This window comes from Paenibacillus brevis (genome assembly GCF_018919145.1).
GTDB classification, from domain to species: domain Bacteria; phylum Bacillota; class Bacilli; order Paenibacillales; family Paenibacillaceae; genus Fontibacillus; species Fontibacillus brevis.
Genome location: NZ_JAHLQJ010000004.1, coordinates 219,419 through 245,045, shown reverse-complemented (window position 1 = coordinate 245,045; position 25,627 = coordinate 219,419). Strand labels below are relative to the sequence as shown.

The 25,627-nt window shown below is 51.3% G+C and carries 21 protein-coding genes; 15 read left to right on the top strand and 6 right to left on the bottom strand.

Annotated features, from left to right (window positions below; genetic code table 11):
• Window positions 1-4: 4 nt before the first annotated feature.
• The gene (gene cimA / locus KQJ23_RS06350) at window positions 5-1,624 is read right to left on the bottom strand and encodes a citramalate synthase (protein WP_216477878.1); all 1,620 of its coding nucleotides are present in this window, start codon (window positions 1,622-1,624) and stop codon (window positions 5-7) included.
• Window positions 1,625-1,994: 370 nt separating this feature from the next.
• Here cimA and KQJ23_RS06345 point away from each other — a divergent pair, with 370 nt between their 5' ends.
• The 3 genes from KQJ23_RS06345 to KQJ23_RS06335 all read left to right on the top strand — a co-directional run bounded on the left by KQJ23_RS06345 (window position 1,995) and on the right by KQJ23_RS06335 (window position 5,269).
• Window positions 1,995-3,314: a DNA polymerase IV gene (locus tag KQJ23_RS06345; protein ID WP_216477876.1), complete on the top strand. Its 1,320-nt coding sequence runs from the start codon at window positions 1,995-1,997 to the stop codon at window positions 3,312-3,314.
• 132 nt (window positions 3,315-3,446) lie between these two features.
• Window positions 3,447-3,689, top strand: coding sequence for a ferredoxin (locus KQJ23_RS06340; protein ID WP_216477874.1), 243 nt, complete (start codon window positions 3,447-3,449; stop codon window positions 3,687-3,689).
• Window positions 3,690-3,826: 137 nt separating this feature from the next.
• Window positions 3,827-5,269, top strand: coding sequence for a L,D-transpeptidase (locus tag KQJ23_RS06335; protein ID WP_216477872.1), 1,443 nt, complete (start codon window positions 3,827-3,829; stop codon window positions 5,267-5,269).
• 17 nt (window positions 5,270-5,286) lie between these two features.
• Here the strand turns inward: KQJ23_RS06335 and KQJ23_RS23920 are convergent, their stop codons facing one another.
• Window positions 5,287-5,421, bottom strand: a complete 135-nt coding sequence (locus KQJ23_RS23920; RefSeq protein WP_283571155.1) for a hypothetical protein — start codon at window positions 5,419-5,421, stop codon at window positions 5,287-5,289.
• A gap of 193 nt (window positions 5,422-5,614) precedes the next feature.
• Here KQJ23_RS23920 and KQJ23_RS06330 point away from each other — a divergent pair, with 193 nt between their 5' ends.
• From KQJ23_RS06330 to KQJ23_RS06305, 6 genes are all read left to right on the top strand, one after another.
• Window positions 5,615-6,709: a quinone-dependent dihydroorotate dehydrogenase gene (locus KQJ23_RS06330; RefSeq protein ID WP_216477870.1), complete on the top strand. Its 1,095-nt coding sequence runs from the start codon at window positions 5,615-5,617 to the stop codon at window positions 6,707-6,709.
• A 30-nt stretch (window positions 6,710-6,739) separates the two neighbouring features.
• On the top strand, window positions 6,740-7,555 hold the full coding sequence (gene yjbM / locus KQJ23_RS06325) for a GTP diphosphokinase (RefSeq protein ID WP_216477868.1): 816 nt from the start codon (window positions 6,740-6,742) through the stop codon (window positions 7,553-7,555).
• Window positions 7,545-8,021: a DUF309 domain-containing protein gene (locus KQJ23_RS06320; protein WP_216477865.1), complete on the top strand. Its 477-nt coding sequence runs from the start codon at window positions 7,545-7,547 to the stop codon at window positions 8,019-8,021. Before yjbM ends, KQJ23_RS06320 begins: the two co-directional genes overlap by 11 nt.
• A gap of 103 nt (window positions 8,022-8,124) precedes the next feature.
• The gene (locus KQJ23_RS06315; protein ID WP_216477863.1) at window positions 8,125-9,678 is read left to right on the top strand and encodes an RsmB/NOP family class I SAM-dependent RNA methyltransferase; all 1,554 of its coding nucleotides are present in this window, start codon (window positions 8,125-8,127) and stop codon (window positions 9,676-9,678) included.
• A 3-nt stretch (window positions 9,679-9,681) separates the two neighbouring features.
• Entirely contained in the window at window positions 9,682-10,470 is a 789-nt protein-coding gene (locus tag KQJ23_RS06310) for a pseudouridine synthase (RefSeq protein WP_216477861.1), read from the top strand.
• A gap of 76 nt (window positions 10,471-10,546) precedes the next feature.
• The gene (locus KQJ23_RS06305; protein WP_216478100.1) at window positions 10,547-11,350 is read left to right on the top strand and encodes a Cof-type HAD-IIB family hydrolase; all 804 of its coding nucleotides are present in this window, start codon (window positions 10,547-10,549) and stop codon (window positions 11,348-11,350) included.
• Window positions 11,351-11,430: 80 nt separating this feature from the next.
• Here the strand turns inward: KQJ23_RS06305 and KQJ23_RS06300 are convergent, their stop codons facing one another.
• On the bottom strand, window positions 11,431-11,526 hold the full coding sequence (locus KQJ23_RS06300) for a sporulation protein YjcZ (RefSeq protein ID WP_199558820.1): 96 nt from the start codon (window positions 11,524-11,526) through the stop codon (window positions 11,431-11,433).
• 164 nt (window positions 11,527-11,690) lie between these two features.
• Window positions 11,691-13,115 (bottom strand): RsmB/NOP family class I SAM-dependent RNA methyltransferase, encoded by a 1,425-nt coding sequence (locus tag KQJ23_RS06295; RefSeq protein ID WP_216477859.1) that lies wholly within the window; start codon window positions 13,113-13,115, stop codon window positions 11,691-11,693.
• Between the two features lie 698 nt (window positions 13,116-13,813).
• On the opposite strand from KQJ23_RS06295, the gene KQJ23_RS06290 reads away from it, so the two are divergent.
• Genes KQJ23_RS06290 through KQJ23_RS06280 form a run of 3 tightly spaced genes read left to right on the top strand, consistent with a single transcriptional unit; the run spans window position 13,814 to window position 19,513 of the window.
• A complete protein-coding gene (locus KQJ23_RS06290) occupies window positions 13,814-14,938 on the top strand; it encodes a glycosyltransferase family 4 protein (RefSeq protein ID WP_216477857.1) in 1,125 nt (374 codons plus the stop codon).
• 4 nt (window positions 14,939-14,942) lie between these two features.
• Window positions 14,943-16,268, top strand: a complete 1,326-nt coding sequence (locus KQJ23_RS06285) for a metallophosphoesterase family protein (RefSeq protein WP_346779354.1) — start codon at window positions 14,943-14,945, stop codon at window positions 16,266-16,268.
• Complete coding sequence (locus KQJ23_RS06280) at window positions 16,265-19,513, top strand: AAA family ATPase (protein WP_216477855.1); 3,249 nt, start codon at window positions 16,265-16,267, stop codon at window positions 19,511-19,513. The genes KQJ23_RS06285 and KQJ23_RS06280 overlap by 4 nt, the downstream gene beginning before the upstream one ends.
• A gap of 4 nt (window positions 19,514-19,517) precedes the next feature.
• Here KQJ23_RS06280 and KQJ23_RS06275 read toward each other — a convergent pair whose 3' ends face one another.
• On the bottom strand, window positions 19,518-20,549 hold the full coding sequence (locus tag KQJ23_RS06275) for a YkvI family membrane protein (RefSeq protein WP_216477853.1): 1,032 nt from the start codon (window positions 20,547-20,549) through the stop codon (window positions 19,518-19,520).
• 102 nt (window positions 20,550-20,651) lie between these two features.
• Between KQJ23_RS06275 and KQJ23_RS06270 the strand changes: the two genes are divergently transcribed.
• The 3 genes from KQJ23_RS06270 to KQJ23_RS06260 all read left to right on the top strand — a co-directional run bounded on the left by KQJ23_RS06270 (window position 20,652) and on the right by KQJ23_RS06260 (window position 22,282).
• The gene (locus KQJ23_RS06270; RefSeq protein WP_216477851.1) at window positions 20,652-21,224 is read left to right on the top strand and encodes a xanthine phosphoribosyltransferase; all 573 of its coding nucleotides are present in this window, start codon (window positions 20,652-20,654) and stop codon (window positions 21,222-21,224) included.
• 340 nt (window positions 21,225-21,564) lie between these two features.
• Window positions 21,565-21,912, top strand: coding sequence for a hypothetical protein (locus KQJ23_RS06265; protein ID WP_216477848.1), 348 nt, complete (start codon window positions 21,565-21,567; stop codon window positions 21,910-21,912).
• Window positions 21,913-22,033: 121 nt separating this feature from the next.
• The gene (locus KQJ23_RS06260; protein ID WP_216477846.1) at window positions 22,034-22,282 is read left to right on the top strand and encodes a hypothetical protein; all 249 of its coding nucleotides are present in this window, start codon (window positions 22,034-22,036) and stop codon (window positions 22,280-22,282) included.
• 804 nt (window positions 22,283-23,086) lie between these two features.
• On the opposite strand, the gene KQJ23_RS06255 is transcribed toward KQJ23_RS06260, so the two are convergent.
• The gene (locus KQJ23_RS06255; protein ID WP_216477844.1) at window positions 23,087-25,435 is read right to left on the bottom strand and encodes an AraC family transcriptional regulator; all 2,349 of its coding nucleotides are present in this window, start codon (window positions 25,433-25,435) and stop codon (window positions 23,087-23,089) included.
• Between the last annotated feature and the right edge of the window lie 192 nt (window positions 25,436-25,627).

The window sequence follows — 25,627 nt, the reverse complement described above, 5'->3', positions numbered from 1 at the left end:
ATTGTTAATGATTGACTAATCCTCGGGAATCGGACGATATGGCGACATAATCCTCACGCTTGGCCTGACCGAGCAGTGCATAACGCAAGCTGTCCACAAGGGCTTCCCAGCTCGCCTCAATGACATTGCCGGAGACCCCGACCGTGCTCCAGGAATTACCGAAGCTGCCTGATTCGATCAGAACCCGAACCTTGGAGGCTGTCGCATCCTTGTCATCCAGAACCCGCACCTTGTAATCGGAAAGATGGATATCCTTGAGACCCGGATAATACGTAATGAGCGCCTTACGGAGTGCATTATCCAGTGCATTGACCGGACCGTTGCCTTCAGCGGCGGTGAAGATGCTGGCCCCATCGATTTTTAGCTTGACGAATGCTTCGGAGGTGACAGGCCGTCCTGCTATTTTCTCTACCAGCATTTTAAAGGATTCAAACACGAACAGTTCCTTTAGATCACCGTTCGCTTCTCGAAGCAAAAGCTCCAGCGAAGCATCCGCGCCTTCGAATTGATAGCCCTCATGCTCCAGCTCCTTGATTCTGTCGATGACCTCTCTCGTGCTCTCCCGTTCCGGATCGATCTGAATCCCCATCTGCTGGGCTTTGGACAGAATATTGCTCTGGCCGGCCAGCTCAGATACCAGCACACGCTGGCGGTTACCGACCAATTCCGGGGCAATATGCTCGTAGGTTCTTGAATCCCGCAAGATCGCCGAGACGTGGATTCCTCCTTTATGAGCAAAGGCTGCGGAGCCGACATAAGGCTGATTAACCGGCATATACACATTGGCGATCTCGCTGATATAGCGCGCAGTGTTCGTAAGCTGCTGCAGCTGTTCCTCCTCAAGCACCTGATATCCAAGTTTGAGCTGAAGATTCGGGATGACCGAGCAAAGGTTGGCATTGCCGCACCGCTCGCCATAGCCGTTCATCGTACCTTGAATCTGCTCGGCACCGGCGCGCACCGCACTGATCGAGTTGGCGACTGCCAGCTCGCAGTCATTGTGAGTATGAATTCCAACACGGGCACTCGTTGCCTGCCCCTTCAGAACAGTCACAATATCATGCACCTCATGCGGCATCGTTCCGCCGTTGGTATCGCACATCACCAGCCAATCGGCGCCGGCCTCCTCGGCTTTACGCATGACCGAAAGAGCATACTCCGGATTTTTCTTATAGCCATCGAAGAAATGCTCCGCATCGAAGATCACTTCCAGTCCTTTGCGTTTCAAAAAGGCAATGGAGTCATAAATCATCGCCAGATTCTCTTCCAGGGAAGTCTGAAGCGCGGTATGCACATGGAAGTCCCATGACTTGCCGACTAGGGTAGCGACCGAGACGCCGGAGTCAATAATCCTGGCCAGGTTAGAGTCATGCTCAGCCAAGCTATCCTTCCTGCGGGTACTGCCAAAGGCTGTGATTTTGGCATTCAGCTTGTAATCCCGGATGCGCTTAAAGAACTCAATGTCCTTATTGTTGCTTCCGGGAATTCCGCCTTCAATGTAATGAACACCTAAATCATCCAGCTTCTTGGCGATTTTGAGCTTATCGTCGGCGGAAAGGCTGATGCCCTCACCCTGGGTGCCGTCTCTCAAGGTTGTATCGAAGATGGATAATGCCTTTGTCATGTTGGAATAGATCCCCCTTTGGATGTCTGTTAGTATAAGGCCCGATTTGTATAATTTCATATTATAGCATTTAATTTTTTAAATGTAACACGCTTTTTGGGATTTTATATAGGGGTTATTGACCCCATTTCCTGCCCGGAGGTATGCTGATACTATGAGTACATGTTCAAAAAGTCAGCTTTTCAGCACCGAGAAGGTTGCGAGAACCTGAAGAAGGAGGAACGGAGTGTAGGCAGAACCTACATTAGCGAAATGCTTCCAAAGGAAGCATCCCTCGTAAGCATCCGCTTGGACTTCGAGGGTGAACGCAAGATTCGACGCCGAATCAACCCCTTGGAACACTTCGTGATCAAAAGCTGACTTTTTGAATATGAGAACAATACGAAGGGCGGTCTCGGAACCTGTGGAAGGTACAGTTGATGAATATTATCCGTCTCGGGGAAGAGTTGTGCTTCATATTGATATGAACGCATTTTATTGCTCGGTGCATGAGGCGGATGAACCGGAAAAATATAAAGGGATCCCTACAGCGGTAGCCGGAAGCGTGGAGCTGCGAAAGGGCGTAATTGTCACTTGCTCCTATGCCGCCCGCAGGCTGGGTGTGTCTACAGGAATGACGGTGAGCCAGGGGCTGAAGAAATGCCCGAAGCTGGTTGTGATCCAGCCTGACTTCCATTTATATCGGAAGTATTCCCGGGCCTTCATGGATATTGCATACAGTTATTCGCCATTGCTGCAGGCGGTTTCTATTGATGAATGCTATCTGGACATTACCGGCTCCAGACAATTCGGAACGCCTCTGGATATCGCGCGCGAAATCCAGACACGAATCAGGGAAGAGCTGGGACTTCCTTGCTCCATTGGAATTGCGCCGAACAAGCTTCTTGCGAAGATGGCCTCAGATATGAAGAAGCCGAACGGGCTTACCGTATTGCGGATCAGAGACGTGCCGGAAATCCTTTGGAACAGACCTTGCCAGGAAATGTTCGGTATCGGCAGGAAGACGGCCGAGAAGCTGAAAACACTCCGGATTCATACGATCGGCCAATTGGCAGCGGCGGATGAGGACATGTTGGTTCAGCGGTTCGGCATTGCCGGAAGCTGGATGAAGCAGGCTGCCAACGGGCTTGATGATTCTCCGGTTAAAGATGACCGGGAGAAGAATAAGTCTGTCGGTCATACCACCACCCTTCCGAAGGATTTGACTGATATTCAAGATATCCATCGGGTGTTTCTGAATCTTGCGGACCAGGTAACGCGCAGGCTGCGCAGACAAGTGATGATGGCGCAGACGGTTCAGATTACAATAAGAACTCCCGATATGCGGACCATTACGCGTTCCAAGAGCCTGGAGACGGTGACTGACCGAATGGACGAAGTATACCGAGAGGCATGCGACTTGTACCATAAGCACTGGAAAAGCGAGCGGCCGGTACGGCTTCTTGGCATCACTTTACAAAATCTTGTTGATAAAGAAGAATCTGCTCTTCAACTGGATTTGTTTGATTATAGCGAGCAGCCCAAGAAAGAAGCGCTAACCAAGACGATGGATTTGCTGCGGGATAAATTTGGTGAAAGTGCCGTATTAACCGCAGGCATGCTGACCGAAGATCCCTCCGCCCTGATTCGGAATCATAAGATTCGGGGTACTTCGTTACAGAGGGATTTTCTGAAGGAGCCTGGGGAATAATCAAGGAATCTTGCTTTTTAGGAATAGGAATGATGTGGAAATTGCATTGAAATCAAACGTTTTTTATATTATATTGAACTTGGTCACAAACTAAGCACCGGACTTGTTCCGTTTATTCAGGAGGCAGATTATATGGCTAAATATACGTGGGTAGAGAAGGATACTTGCATTGCATGCGGCGCATGCGGCGCAACGGCACCGGATATTTACGATTACGATGATGAGGGGCTGGCAGAAGTCATTTTCGAGAATGACGGCAACCGCGGCGTAACGGAAATTCCGGAGGATATGTTCGAAGATCTTCAAGATGCTTGCGACGGCTGTCCTACTGACTCTATCAAAATTGCAGATAGCCCGTTTAACAAAGAAGGCTGATTGCTTGAGCCATTCCTAAATCATACCAGCAAAATCCCCTGCATGAATTTGCGGGGGATTTTTGTTCATAAGCAGACTTTTTGCTGCCGATATACATATATAGCTGGTTTACAATTCGGTGAAGCATGGAGGTCAAAATGAATAACTCCTCTTATCTGAAAAAATATGTACGTAATCATCCCGACAATAAAATGGCCTGGTATTTACTGGGCAAAGAATATGAAGCATCCGGACAGGAGGGGAAGGCCCACTACTGTTACATTCAGGCTGGGAGCGTATATGAAGCGTTCGAGGCGAGTAAGGTGCCTGCTGACCTGTGGCAAGAGTATCAGGAGAATTTGCTCCAGGAATCGAAGCGCAAGGAGAAAAACAAGCGGCGATGGAGAAGGGCTATTCTTGCACTTATGATCTTCCTGCTTGCCACGCTGCCTCAGGTGCAAGCACCGGGCAGAACAGCGCCAGCGTCTGCGGATCTGGTGGATACAACCCCCTTGCCGGTACAGGAAGAGGATGAAGCAGATGCAGTGGTCGAACCCGAGGAGCAAGTGGTTGTTTCTGTGCCTGGTTATACTGCGCAGCGATATTTCAATGACCCTTCATCGAGGAAAGCAGGCCTGGCAAGCTTACTGGAAGAAGGTCAGAAGGAGACGAGCACAAGTCTTTCCGGTCAGCAGGCGGTGCTGGGAATGGACACTGCGGGCGTATGGGCGCTCTGGTCAAGAAGCATGCCTGTTGTCTACGCAATCGACAAGTATCCTGACCAAGGGAAGATTACCGTCCAGTCATTTGATCCGGAAGCTTGTGACTGTGATCCTCCAGAGCCTGGACAATTGCAGACCGATGCTCCCGATTGGATTGAACGTCAAGAATCGCTGGCTGTGCTGATGTCGGCCATGAGGCATTTTAAGCAGAGCAAGGGAGAATGGCCGGAACAGCTGAGTGATCTGACAGGGGAATTCCCCGGCAACTGGCTTGCCGGCAGCGATGCGATCATGGAGCAGGCCTTTATTCCGTTGCTAGTAGAGCTGAAGGGTTCATCCGGAAGTTTCGGAGAAGCGGATGGAGACGGGGCAAGCACGGAGACAGGTAATGGTTCAGGGCAAGGCACGGCTCTATTGGCTGGGGAGCCTTTCTTCACGGAACCGATCGAGGTGCTTGTGGATACGTCTAGCCATCAGCTTGCCGTGGTGAGCGGGAAGACGATTCTGCGGACTTACAAGGTGGGATTGGGTGGAACGAGAACGCCGGAAGGCTCTTTCCAAATATCAGATAAAGTGGTGAATCCAAACGGCAGGGATAATGGGGAGTTTGGGAGCAGAGGGATGCAGCTCTCGGATACCGATTATGCGATCCATGGTACGGATGATCCGGACAGTATCGGCAAGGATGAATCCTTGGGCTGTATCCGCATGGACAAAGAGGACGTGGAGGAATTATTCGATATGATTCCGAAGGGAACCAAGGTAACGATTAAGAAGGGGATTCTTCCAAAGCTGGAGCCGCAGCATGAACAGCGTTTTGAGCTTAAGCACCGCCAGAATCAGACCAATCCCCATCGGACGTATCGTTGGTTGAATTAGAGTTCAAAAGCTAACCCTTAAAGGAAGATAATAATCAGCGATACGACGACGATCAGGGCGGCAGTGATGGAACCTGTCCAAATAAGTGCTCTCTTGTTGACTTGTTGCTGGTTCTTGTGCTGGATAGCCGGTGCCTTGCGTTTGGTTGACATAGCGATTCCCCTCTCTTTGGATACGGTTATAATACGGTTATCTTGATCTTTCTTAGCCTTATTGTAATGGCTTTCACAACAAATTTCCATACACGGAAAAGAAGAATCTGACAGGTGTGAACTTTTCTTTTCCAGCGGAAACCGCTAAACTGAATATGGAGTGAAGTTCGAACTAGATCGGAGTGTGTGTCGAGTGCTGTATCGCCGTTTGGGGAAACCTATATTTTTTAAACTGGATCCGGAGCAAGCCCATCATTTGGTGATCGGCGGATTACATAGATCAGCTCAAATTCCCGGAATGATTCCTCTTCTTCGTAAAATGTACGGCATTTCTGGAGATTCCCGAATGTCGAGCCGCTTGTTCGGAGTGGACTTTCCTTCTCCGATCGGCCTGGCTGCCGGTCTGGATAAAAATGCAGAAGCCGTGAAGGGCTTCTCGTCGATCGGATTTGGCTTCATGGAGGTCGGCACCGTCACGCCGCTTGCACAGCCCGGGAACCCTAAGCCCCGACTGTTCAGGCTTCCTTCGGATGAGGCGCTGATCAATCGGATGGGATTCAATAATCTGGGAGCCGAAGAGATGGCCAAGCGGCTTGCCGCCCTGAAATTCAGGCCTATTCCGATCGGAGTCAATATCGGTAAGAATAAAGCCACACCGAATGAAGAAGCGCATTTGGATTACAAGAAGTGCATCGCGGCACTGTACCCTTATGCTGATTTTTTTGTCGTTAATATTAGCTCTCCAAATACACCTGATCTGCGCAACCTGCAGCATGGAAACGAGCTGGCTCTTCTGCTTGAAGCGGTTATGGATGAAATGAAGAGTCAGGCTGAACAATGCGGGACACAGAAGGCCGTGCTGGTCAAGATTGCTCCGGATGTCAGCCAGCAGGAACTGGAATATATGATCGATACGATTTCCAGAAGCGGAGTGTCCGGCGTAATTGCTACCAATACTACGCTTGCAAGGGATGGGCTCAGTCATGCTCATGCCGGTGAGACAGGCGGACTTAGTGGAAAGCCGCTCCAGAAGAAATCGACGGAGATGATCTCCCAAATATATAAGCAGACGGACGGGAAGCTGCCGATCATTGGTTCGGGCGGGATTTTTACGGCAGAGGATGCTTATAAGAAGATTAAGGCAGGCGCGAGCCTGATCGAAATTTATACGGCATTGATCTATGAAGGGCCGGAAATTAATCGCAAGTTGTATCGTCAGTTAGGGGAACTGCTTCGTAAAGACGGTTACAGGCATATCTCCGAGGCCATTGGAGCCGATCATCGCTGACGCTGAGAGAAGACAGGAGGCACAACAGAAATGGACAGTAGAGATTGGGGAACCTTTTTGCTTCCATATGAACAAGCAGTAGAAGAATTGAAAGTAAAGTTCAAGACGATGCGCTCCGAGCTCAAAAAGCTGGAGGAATATTCGCCGATCGAATTCGTCACCGGCAGAGTCAAGAAGATATCCAGCATTCTGGATAAGTCGAAGAGGCTCCAGGTGCCGATGAGTGAATTGGAGACGGGAATCGAGGATATTGCGGGCATCCGCATCATGTGCCAATTTGTGGAGGATATCCGCAGAGTAGCGGAGTATATTCGGACGCGGAAGGACCTCAGGGTTGTCTATGAGAAGGATTATATTACGAATTACAAGGACAGCGGTTATCGAAGCTTCCATATGATTATCGAATACCCCGTTCAGACATCGCTTGGTCAAAAACACGTTCTGGCCGAGATTCAGATCCGTACACTGGCCATGAACTTTTGGGCAACCATCGAGCATTCTCTGAATTATAAATATAAAGAGAGCCTCCCGGATGAGATGAGAAAGCGCCTGAAGAAGGCGGCGGAAGCGGCTTTCGTACTCGACAATGAGATGTCCAGTATCCGGCAGGAGATATTGATTGCCCAGAAGAGCTTCGAGGATGATTCCAATATTGTATCCAAGCTGCTTATGAGCATCCATCAGCTGTACTTTTTCCACCTTGTCACAGAAGCCATTGAAGCGCAGGAAAAGTTCAACATTCTGTGGGAGAATCACGATATGGAAGGAATGAAGGAGCAACTGGCTGAGGTCAAGGCGCTGATCAAATCGAAGAAAACAGTGGAGGAGCCCGGGGATGAGCTATGAGCCGCTATACGTGGCGTATCTGATCTATTTCAATCGGGACCAGGACTACTTCGAATGCCATGAGGTTCTGGAGGAGCTATGGCTGGAGCAGGACAAAGATCCTTTATATAAAGGACTGCTTCAGGTTGCGGTAGGTCTCTATCATTTTCGGAACGGCAACATCATCGGCGGGAGAAAAATGCTTCACTCGGCTATGGAGAGGTTAGGCCCTTATCCGGCAACGTGTCTGGGGATTGATCTGGGCAAGCTTCGCCAATCGGTCCTCGAATATGTCCGAAAGCTCGATGATTTCGAGACGGCTCCGTTCGAGTACTATGATCTGCACATCGAGCTGCTTGATCAGGAACTGATTCAGGCTGTAGAGACTGCAGCCGCAGAACTGGCCCCCAATATCCCCCAGCGTCGAGGTCCGCAGCGGGGAGCCAAGCATGAAGCTCGGGAAGCGGCCAAACAGCGGAAGGAATGAATAAGGATGCAGCTTGCCCGCAGGGCGGGCTGCATTTTATGTTATAATATCGGAGGGCCGGGACAAGGTCCAGAACAATTAGAAATGGATGGGATGCGATGCGATGGCGCTGCAATTGCCGCTAGAATTCGTCAACAAAATGAACTCCCTTTTGGGAGAAGAAGAATTTCAACTATTTTTGTCTTCGTACGATAAACCGCGATTTGCCGGTATCCGGGTAAACACACTAAAGATCAGTGTGGATGATTTTCGTAAGCTGTCTCCTTTTGAACTTCGCAGTATACCTTGGTGTGAATCTGGATTTTATGTCGATGAAGGATTGAAACCGGGCAAGCATCCGTACTATCATGCAGGCCTGTATTATATTCAGGAGCCGAGTGCGATGGCGCCGGCAGAGGTACTGGATATTCAACCCGGGGACCGAGTGCTGGATTTGTGCGCCGCACCAGGCGGCAAGTCGACTCAGATTGCAGCCAGGCTACAGGGGGAAGGGGTACTGGTAACGAATGATATTAGCGCGGACCGAACGAAGGCACTGGCTAAAAATATAGAGCTGTACGGAATTCGAAACGCAGTGGTCTTGAATGAGACACCAGAGGCAATTGCACGAAGCTTTCCGCATTATTTTAATAAAATACTTATCGATGCCCCATGCTCTGGGGAAGGGATGTTCCGTAAGGATGAGGATATGGCTCGCCAGTGGGAGCGTCATTCCGTACAAAAATGTACGTTAATGCAGCAAGACATTTTGCGCGTGGCTGCGCAATTATTGGCCCCCGGCGGAATGATTGTCTACTCCACCTGCACCTTCTCGCCCGAGGAAAATGAGGATCGGATCTTTGAGTTTTTACTTGAGAACCCCGATTTCGAGGTGGTCCCGCTGAAGCTGCAGCCCGGCTTTCAGCCCGGACATCCGGATTGGTTGACCCATCCTCAGGCAGCTGCCAATCCCGAGCTAAAGAATCAAACGGCAGGGTGCGGACGACTATGGCCGCATCGAATCGACGGGGAAGGACACTTTCTTGCTGTGCTCAGGCATCAGGGGCAGCACCTGACTGTAGAAGAGATGTCCCTCAAGCAATCGGAATTGGTAGAACCCTTGCGAGGCAGCTCCTTCAAGCAAGTGGAAGAGCCCTTGAAGGAGGCGCCTCGCAAGGGGAAGGGAAAAGAAAAGCCGCGTCACCAGCGTCATTCACACAGCCAGGACGATCATGAACAGGAGCTGTTGAAGGGCTGGCTGGATTTTGCTGCGAATCACCTATTAGAAACGCCGCAAGGACATGAAGTCCTTTTCGGTGGACATGTCTATATATCTCCGTTACCGAAGGACAAGCTGAAGGGTTTAAAGGTTGTCAGACCGGGATGGTATGTCGGAACAGTCAGTCACGGACGCTTTCATCCGGGCCACCCGTTGGCTTTGGGGCTCCGGAGTGACGAAGCTAAGCGGAGGGCAGACCTTTCAATAGAGCAAGGAGAAGCTATCCACTACTTGAAGGGAGAAACCCTGGAACTACCTGAAGCGAGAGTTGCCAGATCTGCCGGTCTTCTGCCCAAGGGATATGTGCTGATCACAGTCAACGGGTATCCGCTTGGCTGGGGAAAATGGCAGAACGGTATGATCAAGAATGAATATCCGGCCGGATGGAGGTGGACTTAATTCATGGCAGAGGGCAAGAAAACACAACGGATTGACAAGATGCTGGTGCATCTTGGCTATGGCTCCCGGTCAGAGATCAAAAAGTGGGTCAAGCAGGGCAGAATTACCGTCAATGGAGCTGTGATCAAAGACAGCGGACTGCAAAGCGATCCCGACCTGGATCGGATTGAATTTGATGGCGAGGCCGTCGTCTATCGTGAATTTATTTATGTCATGCTGCACAAGCCGCCGGGCGTTATCTCTGCAACGGAGGATGCGCGTGAGCGCACGGTTCTGGACTTGCTGCCGGATGAGCTGAGAGTGTTCAATCCCTTTCCTGTAGGAAGGCTGGATAAGGATACAGAGGGACTGCTGCTGCTAACGAATGATGGCCAGCTTGCCCATGAGCTCCTCTCTCCGAGAAAGCATGTCCCCAAGACCTATCTCGCTGATTGTGAAGGAGAAATAGGTGAAAAGGAAGCACGGCAATTCGCCGCAGGCGTGGAGCTGGATGACGGTTATATGACCCTTCCTGCTGAAATGCAGGTAGTAAGCAGGAGGACGGCTGCGGATGGAAGTCCGAGCACCCGTATCGCGCTGACGATCTCGGAGGGAAAGTATCATCAGGTTAAACGAATGCTGGAAGCCGTAGGTTCCCGGGTGACCTATCTGAAGCGGATTTCCATGGGACCGCTCGAACTGGATGAAGCTTTGCCGAAGGGAGCTTTTCGCGAGCTGCTTGCGTCGGAGCTGGAGTCTCTTCGTTCTTATAATACGAGTTCAAAGAGCACGGAGAAGGTTGCGAGAACCTGAAGAAGGAGGTACGAAGTGTAGGTAGGTAAACCTACAGGGCAAAGATAGGAAGATAAGGAGAGGTATCATAATGGAGATGAAATACAAACTGATTGCATTGGATATGGACGGAACCTTGCTGAATGATGATCACGAGATTAGTGCGCGAACGGTGGAGACCATCCAAGCCTTAGCCGGACAAGGCGTTGAGTTCGTCCTTTGTACCGGACGGGCGCCTTTCAGCTCTATACCCTATATGCAGAAAATGGGGCTGAATGGTTATGTGATTACGCATAACGGGGCGGCAACCGTGGGTACCCGGGATGAGAGGATCGTACACGAGTTCGGCATGACTCCTCAAGGCTTGAATCCCTATATCGAGTATTGTCGGGAACACGGGATTCACTATGATGTGAACACAACCTTCTCGGTCTATGTGCCGAATGCACCGGATCTGAGTCAAGAGGCGCTTGATCTCTATCACCGCTTTCTGATTGACCCGCTGGATTTGCCTGCCTGGGAGGATTTCTCCGAACCGATCGTCAAGATGACGCTTACCGCCGATATGCAGCAACTGGATCAAGTGCAGTCGGATTGGAGCGTCTGGGCACCGGAGTTTAATATTTTGCGCAGCGGCGATTTTTTCATCGATATTATGCATAAGGAAGCCTCCAAGGGGGCGGCGCTAAAGAAGCTTGCCGAGAAGCGCGGACTTCAAGCGGAGCAAGTTATGGCTATCGGTAACTATTATAACGACCTGTCGATGTTGACTTATGCCGGTCTTGGCATAGCGATGGATAACTCTCCGGTTGAGGTGAAAGCGGCTGCTCAAGCCGTTACCGCGACTAACAATGAAGAGGGTGTTAAGCTGGCATTGGAGAAATATTGCCTGGGGAATTAAGAGAATATGGCAAAAGGGGGCATCCCGTCAGATCTGAGATCTGCGGGACAGCCCCTTTTTGTTGATCGCCGCGATTCTATTTAGAGAACCAGTGCGCGGGAAATGATAACGAGCAGGATAAAGAGCACCAGAATAGCTCCCGTCGACGTGAAGCCGCCGCCATATACTTCACCCATTGTTATTCCTCCCTCATCATATGGATCAAGATCCCGTTCACAGCGGGATACCGTATCATATGCCGAGAGGGCGTAGCAGGTATGGATAGATGCCCGGTTCCGGCAAATCGGGAATATGCGGACAGCAGAAGCAAGCGCTTTGATCATCCGGGCCAGCACAAGTTTCACTGCAGCCGCCGCAGTCCTTTTGGCAAATGATTCTTGAGTTGACCGTCGCTGGCTTTGCCCCAGCCAAGCGGGAAGCTCTCATCGCCGCAGTGCAGGGTGACAAGGCACCAGCCGCGCAGCTCAGGCGGCACAGCCAGCGTCTCGCCGTGCAGGAAGGCTGCCGTCTCGGCCGAATCAGCGTCCAGCATCCAGTGCTGTGCCGCTGATTCGGCCCGGGCAGCCATCGCAAGCGCATGCGCGGGCTGGAAGCGCCCCTTGCGCAGCTCGCCGAGCTCAAGTCCGGCTCGGGGGACCTTCAGTCCTGACAGCTTCTCTGCCGTCAGGACCAATTCCTTGCTGCGCGGCAGCAGGTAAAGCGCCTCGCCGAAGAGCACCGGCTCCCCGCGCAGGCTGCCGCTGTCAAGCCCCGGCAGTGATTCATCGGCCCACTGCCGGAATGCCTCCCAGGCCGCCGCGGTGTCCTTGCTGCCGTCGCTGCCGCGTGCACCCCGGCGGGCTTCGCGCCCCTTCTGCGGCCGCTTCATTTCATCTCCGGCATTATCCTCGATGCCTTCGCCGTCAACGCCGGCAAGCTCCAGCAGCGCCGCATAATGTCCTTCGCCCTCCTGGAGATGCGGCCATATCCGCTTCTCGGCAATCAGCTTCAGGCGGGGATGAGCTGCCAGCAGGCGCTGCATCATTTCCTCATTCTCCTGCCGATTGAAGGTGCAGGTTGAATAGGCAAGCTTGCCTCCCGGCTTGAGCATTACAAGCGCATCCTGCAGAATTTCCCATTGCCTTGCCGCACAGAGCTCGACGGACTTTAGCGACCATTCTGCCATCGCTTCCGGGTCCTTGCGGAACATGCCCTCGCCGGAGCAAGGGGCATCCAGCATGATCCGGTCAAAGGCTGCAGGGAACCGGGATGCCAATTCAGGGGGAGTAGCCTGAGTCACTACCGTATTCGTGATGCCCATTCGTTCCACATTTTCGGCAAGTATCTTGGCGCGCTGCGGATGGTGCTCATTGCTGATTAGTACTCCCTCTCCCTGCATGTGCGCCGCGATTTGAGTCGTCTTGCCTCCCGGCGCAGCCGCGAGGTCCAGGACGGTCTCACCGGGCCGCGGCATAAGCAGCTCGGCTGCAGACATGGCCGAGGGCTCCTGAATATAATATAATCCGGCTGCATGATAGGGATGCTTGCCCGGACGGGAAGGCTCTTCATAATAATACCCGGCGGGACACCAGGGTACAGGGCGAAGCCCGAACTGCCCGGAGAGGAGTTGCTCTGCGGCTGATCCTAAGCTCAGCTTCAGTTGGTTGAGGCGAAGACCGAAGGCGCGGGGGGCACCATAGCTGCACAGGAAATCAGCTCCTTCGGCCTCTCCGAGCATTTCGGTCATTTGATTACGGAAGTCTTCCGGCAAGGAAGGTTTGGTCATCGCATCTTGCTCCTTTATAAACGGTTCTATCTAGTGTTGGCTCGATCGGTGTTGTTCACGGATTCTCTGATTGAACTAAAACCTTATAAGAGGCTGTTATAAGAGGCACTGTTCAAAAGTCCCCTTGGATCACGAAATGCCTGATTCACATCCTCCGCGCGTCGCGTCGCAGGGTCTTCCTATTACAATTGCTTCGTTCCAGGCATCAGATAGATGGAATTAAACCACGCCGGTAGGTCCTTTTAACGGACATTTTCGGCACATAGAAGCTCAATCAATCCTTTCCCCTTCAAATCTACTAGCTAAGTGGGCAAAATGTCCGTTAAATGCGGGTAAGCGGTCGCATCTTGCATTCATTCTAGAAGTTCAAACGGATGCTTACAAGGTATGCTTCCTTTAGAAGCATTCGCACCTGCAGGGTCTGCCTACATTCTGTCCCTCCTTTATCAGGTCCCTGCAAAACTTTCCGGTGATGAGAAGTTGATTTTTTTGAACTCGCATTAACATAAAGTTGAAATTCGCTCGTAAAGGCGAACGCTGACGCTCTAGTGATCTTATCGTTCAAACAGTACTTAGGAAGTTTAACATATCCTATTTTAATCTCAAAAGGGGAATGGATGTTCCGCTTGGCCTATGGCATAATGAAGAGGAGGGCGGTTCATCCGCAGGTTAGCAGGACAGAGCAAAGGAGAACCCTTATGAAACTGTTGCAGGCTTTGTTTTTCCCGCCGGAGCAGCCCGGGGGCGTATCATCAATGATTCCCTATTTACAGGAGCGCTTCAATCCGCCGCATTGGGAGATGGAGCTATTTTCGATCCCCAAGCGAATTCGCAGCAAGGGAAGCGATGCGGTCGAGTTTCAAACCTTTGATTGGCATCAATATGAAGCCAGTCCGGTGGTGCAAAAATATGTCCAGACCTATCGCGATTATCTCTGGTGGACCCGGCTCCGCCTAAAAACGACGTTTGATCTCATTCATGCGCATCACCCTATTGCCGGGCTTGCCATGAAGGAAGTATTTCCGGATACTCCGGTCATTCAGAGCATTCACTCCAGCTATGAGCGGGAGCTCATTCTGAACGGAAAGATTCAGGAGAACGGGCTGGAGCATCAATTTCTGACCTCTATTTATAAAGAGCTGGAGCATCGCACGGATCGGGTGCTTACGGTATCCCATTCCTTTAAAGAGTACCTGAGGCCTTATGTGAAAAATTATGATCAAATCGATGTTATTCCGAACGGTTTTGATGAAAAACGCTTTAAACCGATTCCTCATGAAAATGAGGTTGCCCAGCTTGTCACGGTATGCCGTCTTGTACCGGCCAAAGGGATTGATACCTTGCTGGAGGCATGTGCCAGACTGAAGGAGCGCGGGCTTGCTTATGTGCTCCATATCATCGGAGACGGACCGATACGCGAGGAGCTGGAACAGCGGGCTCAGCGGCTGGGTGTGTACAGCGAGACGATTTTCTACGGCTACACCCTTCATCCGGAGGAATTCATGCCGTTCTTTGATGTATTTGTATTGCCATCCCGTGCGGAGGCATTCGGCTCCGTCTTCGCTGAAGCTGCCCTGTGCTCACTGGCCTTGGTCGGCTCCGATATAGGGGGCATCTCGGAGCAGATTTCGAACGGGACGACCGGATTGCTGGTGCCTCCCGATGATGCGGATCAGCTTGCCGACGCCCTGGAAAAGGTGATCGTCGATCCTGCTTACCGGTATGAGCTGGCGCGGAACGGTTCGGATCACGCCAAGAACCATTATTCGTTGAATCGGGTCGTTCATGAATTGAAGAAAATCTACTTGCAATATAAAGGTTGAAAGGGTGATCGCTTTGCATCCGTTTCGTTTTATACATGCCGCGGATCTGCATCTGGATACCCCGTTTACAGGCATGACCGGGGTACCTGACCGGCTGCGCAGTTATCTTCAGGATTCCACCTTCGCCGCCTTAAGCGGGCTGGTGGATCTTGCTGTTTCTGAGCAGGTGGATTTTATCGTAATTAGCGGCGACATCTATGATGCCTCTGATTCTTCATTACGCGCGCAGCTTCGACTGAAGGAAGCATGGGAGAGGCTGGAACGGCATGGAATACCGGTCTATGTCATTCATGGCAATCATGACCCGCTCGGCAGCAAGGTGCGGCTCTCCTTCCCTTCGAATGTCAGAATCTTCGGCTCCTCGCTGGAGAGCTGCACGGCGGTCAGCCGTTTGAACGGACAACCGGTAGCTGTTGTCAGTGGAATATCCTATGCGTCTTCCTCGGTGACAGAGAATTTGTCGCGTTACTATATCCGCAGCGAGGATTCGAATCTATATCATATCGCCCTCCTTCATGCGAACGTAGACGGACAGGAGGGACATGATGCTTATGCCCCTTGCTCACTTTCCGAGCTTCGCGAATCCGGTTATGACTACTGGGCCTTGGGCCACATCCATAAGCGGCAGGTGCTTAGTGAAGCTCCATGGATCGTCTATCCGGGGAATTTGCAAGGGCGCAGCATGAAAGAGACCGGAGCAAAGGGCTGTTATCTGGTAGAGGTCGATGGAGAAGGGAGATCCGTGCTGCATTTCCATGAGCTTGATCAATTGAGATGGTGTGAGATAGAACTTTCCATTGAAGGACTGAATAGCGAAGAAGAATGGAAGCTTCGGACCGAGGAACAGCTTGAGGCCATAAGGCGGGACATGGAAGGCAAGCCGGCCATTGTCCGCTTCAGATATACCGGGAGCGGCCCCTTGCATGCGCTGATTAACAGTGGACATGAAGCAAGAGAACTGCTGGCCGAACTGCAAAGGCAGGAGGAGGTAAGGGTGGGTACCGGGAGCATGGGATTGCTGCCCAAAGCTATTGTTTGGCCTGCCGGCTTCAAGCTGCATACACAGGCTGCCGTAGACCGGGAGCAGCTGCTGGGAGAAGACAGCTTCCTTGGCGAGTTGTTCCGCATGGCGGAGCAGGCTGAGCGGAAGACCCAACTTCTGGATGAACTGCTGGAAGCAGCGCTGGAGCCCATGAAATCGGATCGCCGTCTGCGTCAATTGCTGAAATCCAAGAATGCGCAGGAACGCCAGGAATGGCTGCATCTCGCGCGCGAGACTGCAGCCTCTCTTCTGCGTGAAGAGGGAGCAGCAGGGGAGGGCGGACGATGAGAATTGAGCGGTTAAATGTCCAAGGCTTTGGTCAACTTCAAGAGCTCCAGCTAGAGCTTAAGGAGGATGTAACAGTCCTTTATGGACCGAATGGAGCCGGAAAGAGCACCCTGCTCGGCTTTGTTCGGGCGATGCTGTTCGGGATTCCTTCACGGAGCTATGGGCCTCAGCGGTATGAACCGGCAGGCGGCGGGATTCATGGGGGAATCCTCACCATTCGTGATCCGGAAGGCGGACTCTGGTTCATCGAGCGTTATGCGAAGCCTCCCGAAGGGTCCGTCTTGTCCGGCAGAGCCGGCGACAGGCTAAGGATTAGCCGAAGTGATCCGGAAGGCGGAATGGTGGAGCTGTCGGACGGGGATCTGCGAAGAGAGCTGCTGGGCGGGATGTCGAAGGAAATGTTCAATCAGCTGTTTGCCGTTACCTTGTCCGAGCTTCAGGAGGTGTCGGCGCTTGCTTCGGATGATTTAAGCAGCTACTTGTTTCATGCCGGCATCGGCGGAGGGGCAGCGGTGCTGCATGGAGAGAAGAAAATCATTCAAGAGATGGACAAGCTGTATCGTCCCCGGGGCAGAAGCCAAGAAATCTATGGATTGACCCAGGAGCTTGAACGTATTGAGCATCAGGCTGGAGCAGCCAAATCGCTCTTGCCCCGTTATGAGTCAGTGACTTTGGAGCTGAAGGAGCTCGAAGATCTCCTCCACGGCAGTGCAGCTGAATATGAGCAGTGCGTCGAGGAGGAAGCTTCGCTTAGCAAGGCGATTGCATGCCGCCCTGCTTGGTTTAAGCGGGAAGCGATCCTTAGAGAGTTAGCCGATTTGCCGGAACGGACGGCATTCCCGGTGCAGGCGAAGGACCGCTGGAACCGGCTGCAGGAGGAGAAGGCAAGAGAACTCCCGGAGCTGAATGAGTTGAAGCGGAAAATCGCTGCTCTGGAATCGGAAATACAGACTTCGTCTGCCGATTCCAGTCTTCTTGATCAGGAGCAGGCCATTCTTCAACTGGAGCGGCGTCTTCCCGCTTATGAGAGCCGCAGGCAAGAGGCCGTTGAGCTGGCTAACGAGGCTTCGAGGCTTGAACAAAAGGTGGAGCGCTGTCTGGAGAGCATCCATCCGGATTGGACTCGTGATCAGCTGCGGAAATTTGCAGGTACAATCGGAGAAAGGGAGACGGTAAGAAGAACGAATACGGAGTTTAGCGCCTATGAAAGAGAGATGGAGTCCCTTTATCAAGAGCGCCTGAAGCTGGAGCGGGAGGCTACTGCGGCAGGCACCGAGCTTGATCGCACAATGGATCGGCTTGCGGCAAGCAGAGAGGAAGGAAACCGGGAATATGTCCGGCTGCGCTCCAAGGATCGGAGCGAGACTCAAGCTTTGTGGAATGAGATATCCGGACTAATCGACCGGATGCGCGATGAACAAGCTCTTCTTCGGGAAGGGGGACTTCCGTCGGCAGAGGTCACTAGATCGGCTCGTCCGGCCGCGAATTATTCTGGGTGGCTGGCAGGAGTTACCCTGCTGACGGTGCTGATCCCGCTCCTGTTGTGGCTCATTGCAGACTCGGTATGGGGGAGTCTTATCAGTGCTTTTCTTATGCTTGGGATCGATCTATACCTAGTCAGCAAGATACTGAACAACAGGCGCCAAGTGGATAATATTCCTCGAAAAGTACAGGAGAACAGATGGAGCTTATCTACTACCCCTGCCGGATTAAAGCTGAGCCAGTTGCTGCCCAAGCTGGTTGATCTGCCTGTCGGAGAGCCAGGGGCAACCTCCCGTTTGCCGGGTTACTCGGTCCCGTTCAAGGCTGAGGGAGGGCTGGATGGCTATACGCTGACAGATGAGGATGAGCGGGCACTCCGCAGGCTGATGGAGAAATGGATGCTCTGGAGCCAAAGGCAGGAGACACTGGAAAAGCAAGCAGCTGAACAACGCCGGAAAAAGCACGCCCTGGATGAAGCATTAGCCGGACTGGAGCGGGAACTGACTCGCAAAGAAGAGCTTTTTGCAGCCCAATCCCAAGACTGGGAGCGCTGGCTGGTGGAGCGTCAGCTGGCTCCGGAGCTATCGCCGGAAGCAGCCCAGGAAGTGTTTCGTCTTGCCGAGCAAGGAAGGGAATGGCTGGAGCAGCTGGAAGCCGTGGTCTTGAAGCTTGAGGGTGTTAGGCATGAGATTGCAAGCTTTGAGTCGGACTGCCGTGCCTTGAATGGGATAGGTGGATCAGCAGAGGTTGAGGTAGCGGCGGCTATAGAGCATCACGCCTTGCCAGGTAAATTGCACCGCGCCTTGGCTGAACTTGAGCAACAGAAAAAGCTGCGGGAAGCTGCGGGCAGACTTGCGGAGAAGAAGGCTCGACTTGAGGAGGAGCTGGAGAAAGCGCTGGATCGGCTCGGACTTCTGGAACAGGCAGAAGGGCATTTGCTCGATGAAAGCGGTGCGGAGGATGGAGAACAACTGCTGCGTATGGCTGAGGAAGAGACTCTTCGCGCGCGTCTCAAGGAAGAGTTGAGGCAAGTTGAGCTGGAGATCCATTTAACAATCGGTCCAGAGCATATTGAGCAGTTAGGCCGGCTCTTGAAGAGCCGGGAAGAAGCGGAATTGTCTGTTCTGCTTGAGGAGGCGCGTGACAGGCTTAAGCAGGCGGAAGCAGCGAGACAAGGTATTGTTGAACGGAAAGGACGCTTGCTTCAGGAGCGCGAGAATCTGGAGGCTCAGGGGCTTCAGAACAATTGGCAGCAGCAATTGGCCGAGCAGGAAGCGGCGCTTAATGACGCGGTAGACCGATATGCCGCATTGGCGCTGTGTCATGAGCTGATTGGACGGGTACGCAAAATTTATGAACAGGAGCGGCAGCCTCAAGTACTCAAAACGGCATCAGCCTATTTGAAGGAGATGACAGGGGGGCTGTACACAAGAATCCTGGTGAAGATGGGGACCCAGGAGTTAATGGTAGAGCATCGGGACCATGGACCGATCGGAAGCTCTTATCTTAGCCGTGGGACAGCCGAGCAGACTTATCTTGCCATGCGGCTTGCATTGTCGGATGCGGTGTCAGGGTCCCGGAGCCTTCCGCTACTGCTGGATGACCTGTTTGTAAACTTTGATAGGGGAAGGCTGGAAGGGGCGCTTAGGGTGCTTGGACACCTATCCGGAAAGCAGCAGATTATATTTATGACCTGCCATGAACATATTCTGCAGGAGATCAGGGAGCATTTTCCGTCCGTTGATGTTATAGAAATCCATTAAGCAGCTAGGTCTCTTTGTAACGGGCGAGCATGACTGCCCACAGAAGGCTGAACAGTCCGAAGAGCGGGTATAAAATAGATAGCAGCGAACTGAAGCCGAACTGGCTGGTCATATAACAGATGGCTAGGATACTGATTGACAGTAAGGCGGAGGGAACCTTAAGATACTGCTTCAATTGCAAGGTTACGCCGTATACATCGGCCACGAAGGTACTGAAGATCTCCATGAAGATCAACAAGATGTAAATGAGCTGTATTGTGGTACCAAGCTGCCCCGCGATGTTGCCCATCGGAATCTCGAACTGGGTGATGCCGGGCATGCTGGAGGAAAGTGCGAAATGCCCTGCCATGAGCATGAAGCCTACCCCAATGCCGCCAGTAATCCCTCCCCAAATGATCGTCTTCCGATTTCGGGTGTGACTGCCTATCGGTACAAGAACCGCCTGTGCCATGGACAAGTTGAAGGCGGAGTACATCAGCGGTGATGCCAACACGGCTAGCGGGCTTGCATCGGTGGTCAGGGTAAAGAAGCGCGAGGCCCCGGGAGAACCGGCTGTATTGAAGATCACGGCGAGAGATAGAGTGATCATCATCGGCACCACAACTGTATTCAGCTTCATGACCCCACCGATGCCTCTGCCTAACAGAAAAAAGGTGGCAACGAGCGTGATCCACAGGCCGACTTGAAAAGGAAGGCCAAGATGCTCCTCGAACACCGAGCCGGCTCCGGCCAGCATGACGCTGTTGACGCCGATCAGGACGACCAGAGTGAACAGACTGAGAACCTGTCCGATTTTTTCGCCAAACAATTTGCGGTTCAGATCTTCATAGGATGCGGCCTGGATTTTGTTCGCAAGCAGCATCATCTTTGTTCCCAGCCAAATAAACATGACGGTAGAGAGCAGGATGGTCAGTGTGCCCCATTTTCCGTATCGGGTAAAGAACTGCAATATTTCTTGACCGGTAGCAAAGCCTGCACCGACGACGGTTCCGATATAAGTGAATGCAATCTGCAATACTTTGATGGCATTTTTCATGGTACTCCCCCCGGATGATGTGCTATATATAGTACAAGGTATGTTGTCCGGCAATGGGACATGACTCAAAGTCGTAAACAAGGAAGTTCGGGAGGAAATGGCATGGATAAATTAAAACAAGCGATTATAGAGCAAGGGGTTGTTGTATCGGATCAGGTACTGAAGCTCGATGCCCTGCTTAACCATCAGGTGGACCCGCAGTTGACGATGGAAATGGGACGTCAATTCGCCGACCTGTTCCGGAGTGAGCATGTGACCCGGGTCGTTACTGTGGAATCCTCGGGGATTTCCATTGCTTTTGCAACCGCATATGCGCTCGGTGTTCCGCTTGTATTTGCCAGACGGAAGAAGTCGCTTCAAGTGGAATCGGAGGTGCTGTGTGAACGAGTGCCTTCCTTCACGAAAGGAATGGTCACCGATCTTCTGATCTCCAAGGAATTTTTGAAGGAGAATGACCGGATTTTGTTCATTGATGACATCATTGCTAATGGAGACGCGGCCCGCGGATTGATCAGAATTATTGAACGCTCGGGCGCCACTTTGATTGGGGCGGGCATTGTTGTCGAAAAATGCTTCCAGCCCGGAGCTAATGCACTTCGCGAGAGCGGCATCCGTCTGGAATCGTTGGCTAAAATCGCCTCGCTTGAAGGCGGGAAGATCGTCTTTGCCGAGTAGTTCGTGTGCGCGAAGCTGCATTTATAGTGTATAAGATGGACTAGTGAATCTATGTGCGGATAAGGCAAAAGTGTGAAATGTACTGGAGTAAAAGCTTCTGTCCGAAAGCTGCTTTGCAAGCATAGGCTAGTTAGCGCTCGCCTTCGTGAGCGGATTTCTCCCTTGTCATGTCTTGGTTAATCAAGAAATCCGCAGGCAACAGCGAGCGTAAGTACACTTCGCATGTTGCCCCGGAACGCTCGATTTAGTTAAATCTTCTTGCCCTATTTTTGCTCCCGCTTCTTTGCAGGTAAGGTTATTTTCGATATAATGGGGATGACTAGGAGAGGAGGCTTACAAAATGGGGAACGAATCTGTAGTGAACTCGGATTTTTTTATTTCCAAATTGGCTGATGCAAAGGTTACCTTCGAACGTGCACTGGATTGCAAGCATACAGAGTTTGATGACCTTTACCCCTATATGCTTGAGCACCCTCAGTTCTTCTGGTATAAGCGCTATGTGGCCTGGTCCGAACTGCTTACGATTGCTGGACTGTGTGAAGAGTTGAATATAGCTTGGCAGCAGGAATTCAGTCCTCAGCAGGTAGGATATATCCAGCAAAGGGTCATGTCCGCGAAGGTGCTTGATTTCTGGTTCGAGAAGAACGATAGCAAGGAGCAGCTCAACGCCAACAGTATGCTTGAGTAAAGCGGGCTGGTCGTATCGGCAAGTTTGAAGTTCTGTAGAATAGTAAGACTCCCGCAGCATCAAGTTGCTGCGGGAGTCTTTTTGAACATAACGGACAGGATAACGGAAAGGAGGGATTGTCGTGATTACTGATGAACAGTTGAATGAATATAGAATATCGGGCGAGAAGGTACGAGTCGTGAGGGATGCCATCCCGGAAAATGATGTGCGGGGCATCGTGGTCGCTTGGGATGATACGCACGTGCTTATCCGCAGACCCAATCGAAATGTTGTCAAGCTTGACCGCAGATACAGTTATCGTCCATCCTCAGAACCGCGCGTCTCGATTATAGAGGAGTTAAATCAGGATCAGCCTGACTCGGCGGAATGATGTTGATGTTGTGGAGGCTTATCTGAGTTCTGCATATTTCCCTGCAATAGCCAATATAAGCCGATCAATGATTCTGCGTTACTGGGGGCAACGTGTGAAGTGTGCTTACGATCGCTGTTGTTCGCGGATTTCTTTGAATGAATAGTAGGGTAGAAATCCGCTCACAAAGGCGAACGCTCCGCTTCTTCAGCACACTTCACACTTATGCCCTTGCTACGCAGGACTCTTTAGTTCGGCTTTATATGCGCCGAACGCACTATAGTAGCTCACATGCTCGAATCACTTGGCATGTACCTACAGGCTCGTCATCCGGCATATGAGCTGCCTGATGGCGCTGATGCAGTCAAACTTCACTGGTGTATGACCGAGTGAGGTGGGTCAAGTAGGGCAATGAAGCAGTTCAGAGTAAGACTGGAGTGCCGATAGAGCATGGCTGAAGGCTTCAAGTAAGCGAAGTTCAACGCAAGGCCGGAGCATCGTGAGGTCGGCGCAATTTCAAGCGCGCGCTGTGTCCCGCTTGCATGCCGCAGGCAGCAAGCTAATTGCAGTGCAGCTTATGGCACAGTCATGTGCAATCTGCATTTCAGTTGAACGTAAGCACGTTTGAAAGGGCAAGAGTGTGAAATGAATCTGAAGAAGCGGAGCGTTCGCATTTGAGAGCGGATTTCTCCCTTGTGAGAACTTAGTCCAATTCGAGAAATCCGCGAACAAGAGCGATCGTAGGATCATTTCACACGGCTGCCCTCTTAACGTGCACTCTTGGGTCATACTGACCTGCGCCTTGCACATCTAGGTCATGCCAGCCTATTCGGCCATTTCGTCGAGTAATTGCGAATGCTTCGAGTTGCTATGCAGCTCGCGGTACTGTCCCGGGGTCATTCCTTCCTGCTTGCGGAACGAACGGATGAAGTTCTGGGAGTTGTTATAGCGTAATCTTGCAGCGATATCCTTGACCGGCATATCGGTTTCTTCCAGCCATTTTTTCGCCATTTTGAACCGGTACATCGTCAGATATTCACTGAAATAGGATTGGGTCTCTTTACGGAAAATGCTGCTGATATAGTTGGCATTGTAATGAAGCCTTGAGGCGCATTCCTCCAGGGTCAGGTCTGTATCGTAATAGTGCTGTACCAGGTCGATGATTTTCTCGGAAATATTCTGATACTGTGCATTTTGCCGGCTGTTAAAGATCTTGATTAACGGGTTAATAATGACACTCCAGAACCAGTCCTCAATTTCGGCTACAGTAGGCAGCTCCAGTAATTCCTCAAATAAGGATCCATTGGCATGATAGATTTGATTCAGCCCGATACCCGATTCCTGCATCATGATGAGCAGATTGTTAAGCAGGCGAGTAATCGGAATCTGGTATTCCTGCGGCGATAATTCTTGCGCAAATATACATGAGAACAGCTGGCGGACAAGCTCCTTCGCTTTGTCAGTCTCAGCCAATTTGATCGCGTCCATCAGGTCGTTTTCCTTATGGTTCGGATAATTCAGTTTCAGATAATGCATGCCGGAGTTAAGATTCTCAAATTGAATAATCACCCCGGTGCCTAGCTTGATTCGGTACTTCAAAGCTTCAATTCCTTCCTTGTAAGCGATCGGTATTTTGTGGAAGCAATGGAACGGAAGGCTGAGACCGATGCTCACCTGGAGCTTGAGACAACGATTGATTTCCTGCTGAAGCTGCTCGGTCAGCGCATACAGCCAACGATGGAAGGCAGGCTCATCATTTTCTGTGCTTCCGATTAAGGTGACGATGAACTGATCCATAATGACTGGGGCGAACCGATTGTCAGGACTGACAAGCTCCTCAATCATATTGTGCGTAGCAAACAGCAGCAGGCTCAGGTCTTCTTTCTCGTAGGCCGAATTTTCATAAGAATCGATCGACAAGGTAATGACCGCCATCGTCTTCCAGTTCTGAATTTGTCCGCCATAGCCAAATTGCTCCAGCTTCGTATGAAGCTCGCTCTTCTTGTAGTTGCCTTGATAAGCCTGGCTAAGTGAAAAGGTCCTTACTTGGCGGATATGCTGGTTAATCTCCCGCTCCAATTGCGATTTGGACTGGAAAAGATGGTGCAGCTGCTCGCCGATCACCTGGAATTCGTTGGCGTGACGGGCTCTGAGGCCTGGTTTCCGCTGACCCAGCTGGTTCAGCAATCTCTCAATGGGTGTATACATCCGCCGGGACCCGATCCAAGCGAGAAGAATGGATAGCGACAGCATGACCGCACAAATGTAAAAGGTGAACAGTCCGATCTTGGTAGACTCCTTGGTCAGGCTTGCAATGGAGGTTACAGATAAGTAAACCCAGCCATTCAGTTGGGAGCGCAAGAAGCTGACGGAATATTCCTTTTTGTCTATGGTTGTAGTAAACTGCCCGGAATTGCCGGCTTGGAGATCCAGCTTGGAACCATCCATAAATCCGCTGTCCTCGAGCGGCAAGCCCACGAGTGAAGCATCCGGGTGCAGTAAAATCCGGTTATGCTCATCAAGGATAATAATATCGTCCAAAGGCTGCGAATCGGAGGATACATCGCCCTGCAAAGTGCATGCGGGAATGTTGGCGAGCGCAAGCCCGTATTTGTGCAATTTGTTAGTCGGGAGCTTCTTAATCAGGCTGATGCTGTAGCTGCATTTGGCTGCATCGACGCTTTCTTCGCTATAATACCAGGACGAAGGAGTCAGAACCCATGAATTGCTATCTGAATTCTCCAGCAAGGACATTAATTGATCATGGTCCTTGTAGGAATCCAGTTGATACAAGCCTGAGTTCTTGATCATCCAGTTTTGCTGGGTGTTAAGGAGGACGACATCCTCCAGCTTGGTATCGAAAGACTGCATATTACGGATTTCATTTCTGAGATCGTTATACAACTTGAAATCGCTTTCATTTAAGGGGCTGTCAAGAGCCCGCTTCAGCACGCTGGAGTTCACGACCTGATTCAACGTCTGATTGACTGTGGTCAGCTTCCGCTCCACATTGGAATTAATTTGCGAGATGAGCTCCATTTTACTCTGGTTCACGTTTTTTTGAATTTCTTTAGTAGAGGTAAAATACGAAAAAGATCCGATAAATAGTACAGGAAGCGTACTGATTGCGAATGTAAAGATCATCAATTTGCTTAAGAAGCTTAATGGTCTCACCTAACTCAGCACCTTATCATAGATAGTCATTTAGTTTAAGAGGTTTTGATCAACGTACTTTAAGTGTATGTAATCTGGCAGATAATAACAATAATCATTTTCCTGAACGATAATCATTTCATCGAGAGTTGCGTCAAAATGGTTAATTATTGCGGCTTCAGCATGTATGATGAATACATGAGGAAGGAGGAC